Source organism: Lysinibacillus sp. NPDC048646 (assembly GCF_050272295.1).
GTDB lineage: Bacteria > Bacillota > Bacilli > Bacillales_A > Planococcaceae > Lysinibacillus.
This window is the reverse complement of sequence record NZ_JBNNLZ010000013.1, coordinates 1-10,503: the sequence shown is the minus strand read 5'-3', so window position 1 is coordinate 10,503 and position 10,503 is coordinate 1. Positions and strand designations below refer to the sequence as shown.

Here is a 10,503-nt window from a genome sequence, read left to right as displayed (position 1 = left end):
CACATAAAACACCCCGTTGCTGTCGCTTTGCTTTCGCACATAAAATACCTGTTGCTGTCGCTTTGCTTTCGCACATAAAATACCTGTTGCTGTCGCTTCGCTTTCGCACATAAAATACCTGTTGCTGTCGCTTCGCTTTCGCACATAAAACACTGTTGCCCTAATGTGGTTAGAGCCTTGCCCGCGGAAAGTAAAGCGGATTTTTACTATCTAGGAAACGATTATTATTATTTGCAGGACTTTTAGGACAGCTGTACGTGTAATTGTACATAGAAAAAGCCGTCTCAAAGACATTGAGACGGCTCCCTATGCTATATTATATCCTCAAAATATTGTACAGTTTTCATTGGTTCACCAATTTCGCGCAATGCCCATGTGTCCTCTAAATAGATATCTGCGAGCTTTTCATATTTGCCACCAAATCTTACAGCCCACTCTACCGCTACGACACTCTCATAGACATGAGCCATTTTCTGTGCAATCTTCTTAGCCTCAAATGTTTTAGTTTCCTCATCTAGATGGCTGAAAGTTTGCAAGATAACTGCTAATTTTTCTAGTTGCTTACCTACTATTTTTAACAATGGACTAGCAGATAACTTAGTCAATCGCTCCTGCATGACTTGAACAAACAATTCATGTGCATGAAACTTATCCACTAAGCGAATAAGTTCTAGTGCTAAAATATTGGCTGTGCCTTCCCAAACCGTGAGTACTTGTGCATCTCTCAGTAGACGCGGTGTTACAAAATCTTCAATATAGCCATTTCCTCCATGCAATTCAATCGTTTCACTTGCATAATGCACAGCTTGCTCAGCCGTTTCTTTTTTCATAATTGCAATATTCAATCGATTCATAATGATGTCCTGCTCATTGCCTTGACCACTCGTTACCTTATCGTACAATTGGATGAGATCAAAGACAGTTGCAACCTCTACATGTAACTTCGCCGCAAATTTCCCTAATGTATCCTGGATCATTGGATACTGTGTTAAAGGTTGCCCGAATGCATGGCGATTTGTTACATAATGCTTCGCCTCTAAATAACCACGGCGCATAATGCCGATTGAGGCAACGGCATTGCAAATTCTGGACAAATTAAGCGCCTCCAACATATAGTAAATTCCTTTATTTGGCTCACCAACGACATATGCAAGCGCCCCATCGAACTCGACTTCACCTGATGGTACTGCCTTGACACCTAACTTATCCTTCAAACGTCGAATTCGTAGATTATTGATGGTGCCATCCTCTTGACGCCATGGAACGGCAAATAGCGTTAAGCCTTTTGATCCTTTTGGGGCATCCTCCAAACGTGCTAATACCATTGCAACGCCACACATTCCTGCATTCGATGCAAAATATTTCTCACCGTATAATCGATAGTGACTTCCATCCTCTACTGCATTGACAACGTTTGCGCCAACATCAGAGCCCCCCTGTCTCTCAGTTAAAAATGTTGCTCCTTCAAAAAGCGTCGTATCCCCCGTAGCACAAACATGTGGTAAAAAACGCTCTTTCACTTCATCACTCGCATAATGGTCGAGCAAATACGCCGTTGCCATTGTTAAAGTTACAGGACAATAGAAACCAGGCTCTGCATGAGACAGCAAATAGCCTTGCGCAAAGCTATACACATAATTGCCTTTCCTGCCTAGCTGTGGAATCTCCTTATGCACATAACCAACTATACCTGTGTTATACGTTTCTTCGATTGTTCTTTTATAGCCGTCATTGACCCATATTTCCGATACTTCTTCACCATAAGCATTGTACCTTTGGAGTCTAGGTTCACCTGTTTTGTCAGTATACTTTGCTCTAACATCAATCTCACCAGCACAAAGCTCACCAAAATCCGTAAGTTCACGCATTGCAAACCCTTGGAACTCTTCGTCTAGCATCATCTCTAATACTTTTTGTAATGTATCATTTTCTGTAAAAAAATTGGAAGTTTTAGACTCCTCTTGTTGTAAAACCTTCATCATTATCTCACCTCTTGTCCCCTCAAAGATTGCTTCAATATTTTTCCTGATGCATTTCGTGGAAGTGCTTCCACACGTTCGAAAATACGTGGAATTTTATATTTTGCTAGATGTTCTTCTAAATAGGCATTCAGTGTCTCCACGTTAATTTCTGTCTTTGAGGCATAAACCGCTTTTACGGTTTCGCCCCACTGTGGATGCGGTACACCAATAACAGCAACCTCAAAAATACCTTCAAAACCTACTAAACAATCTTCAATTTCTTTCGGATAGATATTCACGCCACCCGATATTATTACGTCCTTTTTACGATCAACTATCCATATATAGCCATCCTCGTCGAAGCAAGCTAAATCTCCTGTTTTCAGCCAGCCATCTATAAATGCTGCCTGTGTGGCCACCTCATCCTTGTAATAGCCCATCATATTCCCTTCTCCAAATATCACAATTTCGCCTACTTCCCCAATTGCTACATCCTCGCCGTTGTCGTTGATAATGCGCATTTCAGTACCGAGTGGCGCACGCTGACCAATACTCCCTGCCTTCAACACATGTTCTTTTCCGAACAATAAAGAGCCGCTTGGCCCAGCCTCTGTTAAGCCATACACACAAGTTAAATTATCTGTTTGAAATGCTTTTTCTATGAAACTAACTTCATATTGGGATAACGGGGCACCCCCATAAACCCACCACCTCATAGAAGATAAATCGGCTGTTTGCAATCTCGGTGATTGAGCTGTTAATAAATAAGCTACAGGCGCCCCAAAGAAATGTGTCGCTTTTTCTTGCTCAATCGCATCGATAAATAAGTCTGGCGTAAAAATTGGTGTCAGTATATTTGTTGAACCTACAAGGACACCCGCCATTAAAAATAAATGCAGTGGCGCTGAATGTGTTAATGGCATCATCAGTAGTATGCGACTTTCCGGCTTTACTTCCATTTCAACAGCAATCATTTGAGCCACTGTTAAAATATTTCGATAGCTAAAAAGCACTCCTTTAGGCTTACCTGTAGTACCGGAAGTATATAAAATCGTAGATGCATCATCTTCGTTGAGCTGGCAATCAATTGTATGAGTACTTGCATTTTGGATAAGCACTTCATAGTTCAACCAGCCATCCATTACTTGACCTGTTTTAATTTTGACGGGTATCAATGTCATATTTTCGACGGATGTAAATATTGCTTCATGGGCAATTATCGCCTTTACCTCCGCATGTTGTGCGACATATTCGACCTCTGGCAAGGTAAATTTCGCATTGACAGGTACAACAATTGCCCCAATACGTTGAATGGCGAAATAACTCACGACAAACTCCACTACATTCGGCATAAAGACTATTACCTTATCGCTTTGTCTGACGCCTTGTTTCAATAATGCATGACCAAGTCGTGTCACTTGCTCGTCTAAATCACGATATGTCACTCTTCGTCCGTGACAAATAACCGCTTCATCTTTTGCATACTTTCGGGCATTTCGTGCTAACAAATTTGAACTATTCATCGTGCATCTCTCCCTTTAAAGTAGTTAATTTTTCATTAAACATGCCATGCAATTGTTGCAATTCACTTTTCATTTGTAAAAGCTCAGCTATTTTGTCATCAATCTCTTGCATTTTTTGTTCCCCATACGCGACTGTTCGTTGTAATTGCTGAATACCTGTCCGGTCAAAGTCAAAAAGCAACACCATCTCCTTTATTTCATCCAATGAAAAGCCAAATCGTTTGCCCCGAAAAATGAGCTTTAATTTGGCCATTTCCTTTTTTGAAAAGGTTCGCTGATGGGTATTGGAACGACCCGGATTAAGCAAACCGAGTTCTTCATAATAACGAATTGTCCGTGTTGAAACATGAAATTCTTTTGCCACCTCTTGTATCGTTTTCAAATCCAATCCCCCTCACAATTACCATCAGTATATCATTGACGTTAACGTTAACTTCAACGAAATATTTGCGATAATTAGAAAAAACATTACACAGCGCAGATTATTATCACACTTACCCGATGCGATATCAGTCGTGTGGCTAAGCTATCCGCCACTTTGAACGTTCTATCCGCCACTTTGAACGTTCTATCCATCACTTTCTCTGTTCTATCCATCATTTCCTCTGTTCTATCCATCGTTTAAATGCAAAAAGCCCCCGACACATTATTGTGCCGAGGGCTAAAAGTTAAAGTTACATTTTTTCTGGTGCAGATACACCAATTAAACGTAAAGCATTTGCAATTGTCGTACGCACAGCTGTAATAAGCGCTAAACGAGCTTCTGTCAGCTCTTTATTTGAAGCATCTAGTACTTTTTCAGCATTATAGAAGCTGTGGAATGCTGCTGCTGTTTCTTGAATAAAGTTTGCGATGCGGTGTGGGGTACGGTGCTTAGCAGCATCTGCCACCACTTTCGGGAAATCGCCCACTTTTTTCAATAAATCAATTTCTTTTTCTGCAGTTAACAAGTTTAGATTGTTAGTTGAAGTAGCAAAGCCTTGTTCGCTTGCTGAACGTAAAATTGAAGAAATACGTGCATGTGCATATTGCGCATAGTACACTGGATTTTCGTTAGATTGTGATACGGCAAGGTCAAGGTCAAAGTCCATATGAGAATCGCCTGCTGTCTTCACGAAGAAGTAACGCACTGCATCCAAACCGACTTCTTCAACAAGCTCACGCATTGTAACTGCATTACCTGTACGTTTTGACATTTTAAATTTCTCACCGTTTTTATAAAGTTGAACCATTTGAATAATTTCTACTTCAAGTGTATCGCGATCATAGCCTAGAGCTTGGATGGCCGCTTTCATACGTGGAATATATCCGTGATGGTCTGCACCCCAAATGTTAATGAGTTTATCGAAGCCACGCACAATCTTATCTTCGTGATATGCGATATCAGGTGTCAGATATGTGAAAGAACCATCGTTTTTAATCAATACTCGATCTTTGTCGTCACCAAACGTTGTCGAACGGAACCAAGTCGCACCATCTTCTTCAAACACATGGCCATTCGCTTTTAATTTATCTAATGCTACTTCAATTTTGCCGTTTTCATATAATGAAGTTTCAGAATACCATACGTTAAAGTTAACGCGGAAGTTTGCAAGGTCCGTTTTTAATTTATCTAACTCTAATGTTAAACCGTGTTGACGGAAGAAAGCAAAACGTTCTTCATCCGGATTCGATAAAATCGAGTCACCGTGCTCCTTCGCCAGTTTACCAGCAATTCCAATGATATCCTGACCGTGGTAGCCATCCTCTGGCATATCAGCATCCATACCTAAAGCTTGTTTGTAACGAGCCTCTAATGAGTAAGCTAAGTTATTAATTTGATTACCCGCATCATTAATGTAGTATTCACGAGATACCGCATAGCCTGCCATATCTAATACATTACATAAAGAATCACCTACAGATGCTCCACGTGCATGACCTAAGTGAAGATCCCCAGTCGGATTTGCTGATACAAATTCTACTTGAACTTTCTCGCCTGCACCAGCTTTTGAACGACCATAGTCAGACCCTTGCTCAAGAACCGCTGTTACGACACCAGCCAAGAAATCTTTACGAACAGTAATATTCATAAAACCAGGACCTGCAATTTCGATCTTCTCAATATCTGTCCCTGCTATTTCAAGGCTTTCCAAAATTGCCTCTGCAATTGCACGAGGTGGTTTTTTTGCTAATTTTGTTAATTGCATCGCGATATTCGTTGCATAGTCACCATTTGCCTTATCCTTTGGTGTTTCTAGGTGAATATTTAATTCTGTGCCAGCTTCGACTAAGCCTGCTTTTTCAACAGCCTGTGCAATCGCCGCTTTAATGGCATGTTGTACTTGTTCTACTGCGTTCATCATTGTACCTCCGTAAATGTAATGTCTAATGTATAATTGCCGACGGATTGCCCACCCATTAGTAAATCGTACTGCACATAAAAATCTCCGCTTACTGCCTGTCTTGTAAACGCCATGTTTTTCGTTCTAGTCACGAGTGGCATCGAACCAAATTCACTTTCATAATGTCCAATCTGTTGTTCAACAGTATTGAGTGGTAAGCGCATTTTTACTGCTCCTGCACGCATAATGAGTGCCTGTTCCTTACCTAGCTTCATCGTCGTGCGGATTGTTTTATCTTCCTGCACTTCTTCATATTTCAAATACAGACTTTCTGCTTTTTCAAATAAATGCCCGTTCAACCACATTTCATACGTTTCGGACTCACCATCAATCGGACGAATCGTAGATATGAGCTTTATGTTCACCTGCGATTTTGCTTCGTTCACCATCATGGACGCTCCCTTATATTCTTTTTACTATAACCTTTTTATTATATATTAGGAACGACGCAAAATACAACACGTAAGTGCTGTGAAGTCTGTTAAATCAGCATTCGTGATATTATTTATTGTTGTAACTTCTATGCAAGTTACAGCATATAAAAGCATGGTTTTGGGGCTGATTGGGGCTAAAACTGGGGCGGTTAGTGTGTAAGGCTAGATAAGTGTAAAGTGGATCTAATAAAATACGGCGAGCGTGTGTACAGGAATATGTAAGTAAATTAAATCAAAAAAGCCTGAGTAAAATTTTTACTCAAGGCATGGTTAGGATATTCTAAATTTCAATGACTATATATTGAATAACTTTATTCATATGATGTTAAAACTGCAATTAGTTGTTCAAAATATGTAAAAGGGGTAGCGTTAACTAAATATGATACTACCGAATGGTTTGAAAAATCAGGATTTTCACGAACCAGATCATATCCACTTGGTGGTGGCATAGGAGTAGATTGATAAACATTTTGCTTACTTAAGATACTTGCATCTTTTGCAGTAAGATAATCATCATAAAGACGATCAGCATTTTGTCTATACCATATCTCTTTTTTTTCATATCTATTGATACCAAGTACATCTGAGTTTAACTTATCTTGATCTGAAAAAGGCGTATTATATTGTTGGCGACCATACATACACAACCAAACTTCAAAACTTCGTCCAGATAGTATAATTTTTGCATCCCTATATTTTCGATTTAATGCACTTATTTGAGTAATAACAACTCCTACATTCTCCCTATTAGGCTTAATATCGGTATCTAACACAATAAAAAACAAGTCATTTTTAAAGATTGAATTTTTTTTACTTTTCGCTTTAATCGCCTTTTCAAAGTCCTCTTCATTATCTTCGGCATAAGGGACAATTTTAGCTTTAGTAATTTTTCTTTGGAAACTATATTTTATATAAAAATGTTCGCAAAGATCTATTTTCCTTCCTCTATTCGAGGCTTCAGGAAAATAAATATGAATTTGAGGTTTTAAATTTTTACTCATTTAATCAAACACCTCCGGAACTGCCCCTATTCTCCCTGATAAATACAGGTTAACCCAATTATGGTTATTATAAGAAACATTCCCAAAATCCTTCAAAGAGAATATATAACTACTCTGACTATCTCTATCTTTTTCTACAAAATATATTTGTTCTTTAGAAAAGAAATCTTTGTTAAGTAATAAAGGATTATGAGTAATAAGTAAGAATTGGGTTTTATTAGGTATATTCGGATATATAAAACTGTTAATAATACCTTCTTGTATAAATATGTGATAACGACTGTCAAATTCATCTGATATATATATCTTTTCCATTAAAATACTTTCGAAAATCCTTAGCGAATGTGTTAAAAATTTTCTTGTACCTGCCGATTCATCTGATATTGGCAAATCATAACTTTTTTTATCTACATTGTGAATAGTATTTACTTTATATTTCTTTACTTTACTTACATTTTTAATGAATCTTTCACGTTCTGGATTATTCATTTTTTCTATTACGACATTAAACGATTCTAAAAACTCATCAGTAATATCTTGGATATCAAAATCAGATAATGCAAAATCATATTTATACAAATTCTCTAAAATATACTCTTTAAACTTTGGATTACGCTCAATCTCTTCGACAAATTCGTCCATGTTGTTTGAATCATTACTAAGAATTAAATCTTTATATATAGATTTTCCACACACCTCAACTATTTTAAAAGGTAAAGTGTTTATTTCATTCTTAAAAAACGTTTCATTAATATCAAAATTCAATAAAGATAAAACCAATTTATATTTTATATTTTCTTGTTTTATTTTATTAATTATTTCACTTATTTCTGGTGAATTATCTATAATAGAATCCCTAGTTCTTTCAAAAACCGTAATTTCATTAGACAGTGTTGTTTTTTTAACTACTTGGTAAGATAATTTTTCATTTTCGATAAATAAGTTCTTCTGATTAATCGAAAACTGATAAATAATTTTATAATAATCCGCTTCAATTTTCTTCATAAATTCAACTGCAAGAATAATGGGTTTAGCATTATCTTCTATAAACCTAAATTCTTTTGGTCTTAATATAAAATCATCTATTTTGTCAAATCTTACACTATCTATAAAATATGCTTTCATCTGACTAAAAGCTGAAATAATGTTTGATTTTCCCGCTGCATTAGCACCTAATATAACTGCCCCATTTAATACAGCCCTTTTTTTCTTATTGTCTTTATACTCAAATATAGTGTTATTTTTAAAAATGTTAGCATTATTGTATTCATGCTCAAAGGATATTTCTTGTTTATCATAGAAAGACTTAAAATTTTCAAAACTAAACTTCAATAACATTTTGATGCACCTCCATATTAAATTTATCACAAAAAGTTGATTTTAGATAGAAACACTACTTTGAATCAACACTTTAAGTGTATGTGAATTTCGAAAAAATATTCATAAAATTAAATTTTTAAAGAACCTACACTGAACAAGACTAAAGTGTTTTATAGTTACCAAAGGGCTTGAATCAATAGGCTGTAGCGTCTGCAAACACTGTGGCTTTTTTTTTTGCTTCAAAACTGCCACAATCACCTTTTCCACATGCATAATAAACGCTTTGCCTCTTTTAGCTGCTAATCACTCAATCGCTCGTTGTTGTATATTTAGGTTCTGTTTCACTGTATAAACACATAATCATTAATTTCTACCAATTCACATCACTCTCCTTCGTCTTCTTGTCTACAATCATACGTTTTATGTAATTCTTACTGTAGACAAGTAAATAGACAGATTTAAATGATTTCAAACTAAAAAAACCTTGAAACAGAACACAATAAAAAAACATCTATAAAACGATGGATTTATGGACACGAAGAAAAATAAATCCAAAATTACTGGTAGGGTGTGCTCAAACGATAATGTTTTGACTCCAAGTAATGACATCTTGTAAACCCATTCCTGCAGCATAGTTTTTATTAAGTCAAAACTTTTAAGTTTTGACACCATTCAAATAAAAAAGACCACCTCATATGAGATGGATACCTCTTTCTTGTTATTTAATTAAAGCATCTCGTTGAATAAGGATTAGGACACGATATCTTTCAATTCAAAAAGCCTAACTGAATTAATCAGTAGGCTTAATTTTTTTCCATACATACCATGGTAATTTATAATCCATTTCATTACTTTGTTTACTATTTTTATCTGTTACTATCCAATTACCATCTTTCTTTTGTACTTTATAAATTACATTTGTGCCATCAGACTTTTTAAAGAGCATATAGCCTGTGTTGCCTTTTATAAAGGTTACAGGGTCAATAACATTTTTGTAGGGTATCTTTCTCTCAGGAAACAAAATGTTGGTTACTATTTCTTCTGCAATATTAAAAAGAGATTTAAATTCTTTATTTATTTCTGTTTGGTATTGTAATTGATTGTATGTGTAACAAGAGTAAGACTCTAAATTCAAATTAAAAGACTGTTTTATATCTGAAAGTGTTGCTTTATAAAATTCATTTATATCCTTTTCTAATTTCTCTCCCTCATGTTTAAAGCTAATGGTTTTAACCCCAAATGGACTTATATTAAAAGTCATTGTTTCCTTCCCATAAGGAGGGTTATGTGCATGTACAAATGTTGTGACTTGGACTTCTGCATTAAAATCAAAACTTCCCTCATGCTTTCTTGTAAGACTCAGAATTTTAGCATCCTCAAATTGCTTGGGATAGCCATAATAATTAATAATTTCTTTCTCTATGGAGGGGAATAGTGTTGTAATCAAAGTATCATAAATAAGTTTATAATCAGGTTGCTCATTTTGGGAATCAAGATTTCCTAAAATTAATGTTAACAAAGCATCTTTGTATAAGTCCTCATTCGGGGGTTTTTCCGCAACCACTTGATGGTTATTAATATGGATACTAAGAAGAAAAAAAGATAATATTATCAGGATTTTCTTCATCGAATACTCCTTTAATATAGATTTAATTAATGAGTATTTTTCCCTGAAATTTTTAAATTATTCTTAATACAGATAGGTAAGCCTTTGAAGTTATCGCTGGCTTTTCCCCCTGTTCACACCGTACGTGCGACTTTCACCGCATACGGCGTTCCAACTATTCCAATTTATTCTTTCTATGTTTTAAGCAGCCGAGTGAAGATTTTCCAAAGTTAGATTATTTCATTGTTACATTTCAGTCGTAAGTTATTTACTT

At 36.1% G+C, this 10,503-nt stretch carries 8 protein-coding genes; all 8 read right to left on the bottom strand.

Annotation, left to right across the window (positions count from 1 at the left end; translation table 11 throughout):
• Positions 1 to 311 precede the first annotated feature (311 nt).
• Positions 312 to 1,979: an acyl-CoA dehydrogenase family protein gene (locus ACQKII_RS14500; protein WP_427460539.1), complete on the bottom strand. Its 1,668-nt coding sequence runs from the start codon at positions 1,977 to 1,979 to the stop codon at positions 312 to 314.
• 2 nt (positions 1,980 to 1,981) lie between these two features.
• Positions 1,982 to 3,484, bottom strand: a complete 1,503-nt coding sequence (locus ACQKII_RS14495) for a class I adenylate-forming enzyme family protein (RefSeq protein ID WP_427460371.1) — start codon at positions 3,482 to 3,484, stop codon at positions 1,982 to 1,984.
• Positions 3,477 to 3,866, bottom strand: a complete 390-nt coding sequence (locus ACQKII_RS14490; protein WP_427460369.1) for a MerR family transcriptional regulator — start codon at positions 3,864 to 3,866, stop codon at positions 3,477 to 3,479. The genes ACQKII_RS14495 and ACQKII_RS14490 overlap by 8 nt, the downstream gene beginning before the upstream one ends.
• A 292-nt stretch (positions 3,867 to 4,158) precedes the next feature.
• Positions 4,159 to 5,826, bottom strand: a complete 1,668-nt coding sequence (gene argS, locus ACQKII_RS14485; protein ID WP_427460537.1) for an arginine--tRNA ligase — start codon at positions 5,824 to 5,826, stop codon at positions 4,159 to 4,161.
• Positions 5,826 to 6,260, bottom strand: coding sequence for a DUF1934 domain-containing protein (locus ACQKII_RS14480; protein WP_427460367.1), 435 nt, complete (start codon positions 6,258 to 6,260; stop codon positions 5,826 to 5,828). The genes argS and ACQKII_RS14480 overlap by 1 nt, the downstream gene beginning before the upstream one ends.
• 353 nt (positions 6,261 to 6,613) lie before the next feature.
• Complete coding sequence (locus ACQKII_RS14475) at positions 6,614 to 7,303, bottom strand: hypothetical protein (protein ID WP_427460365.1); 690 nt, start codon at positions 7,301 to 7,303, stop codon at positions 6,614 to 6,616.
• Positions 7,304 to 8,641: an AAA family ATPase gene (locus ACQKII_RS14470; RefSeq protein WP_427460363.1), complete on the bottom strand. Its 1,338-nt coding sequence runs from the start codon at positions 8,639 to 8,641 to the stop codon at positions 7,304 to 7,306.
• 772 nt (positions 8,642 to 9,413) lie between these two features.
• Complete coding sequence (locus ACQKII_RS14465) at positions 9,414 to 10,250, bottom strand: DUF3888 domain-containing protein (protein ID WP_427460361.1); 837 nt, start codon at positions 10,248 to 10,250, stop codon at positions 9,414 to 9,416.
• Positions 10,251 to 10,503: the final 253 nt, after the last annotated feature.

What these genes read in the sequence shown, in the direction of transcription:
- argS (WP_427460537.1), bottom strand. Translation starts at nt 5,826, where the DNA reads ATGAACGCAGTAGAACAAGTACAACATGCCATTAAAGCGGCGATTGCA.
- ACQKII_RS14475 (WP_427460365.1), bottom strand. Translation starts at nt 7,303, where the DNA reads ATGAGTAAAAATTTAAAACCTCAAATTCATATTTATTTTCCTGAAGCC.
- ACQKII_RS14470 (WP_427460363.1), bottom strand. Translation starts at nt 8,641, where the DNA reads ATGTTATTGAAGTTTAGTTTTGAAAATTTTAAGTCTTTCTATGATAAA.
- ACQKII_RS14495 (WP_427460371.1), bottom strand. Translation starts at nt 3,484, where the DNA reads ATGAATAGTTCAAATTTGTTAGCACGAAATGCCCGAAAGTATGCAAAA.
- ACQKII_RS14500 (WP_427460539.1), bottom strand. Translation starts at nt 1,979, where the DNA reads ATGAAGGTTTTACAACAAGAGGAGTCTAAAACTTCCAATTTTTTTACA.
- ACQKII_RS14480 (WP_427460367.1), bottom strand. Translation starts at nt 6,260, where the DNA reads ATGATGGTGAACGAAGCAAAATCGCAGGTGAACATAAAGCTCATATCT.
- ACQKII_RS14465 (WP_427460361.1), bottom strand. Translation starts at nt 10,250, where the DNA reads ATGAAGAAAATCCTGATAATATTATCTTTTTTTCTTCTTAGTATCCAT.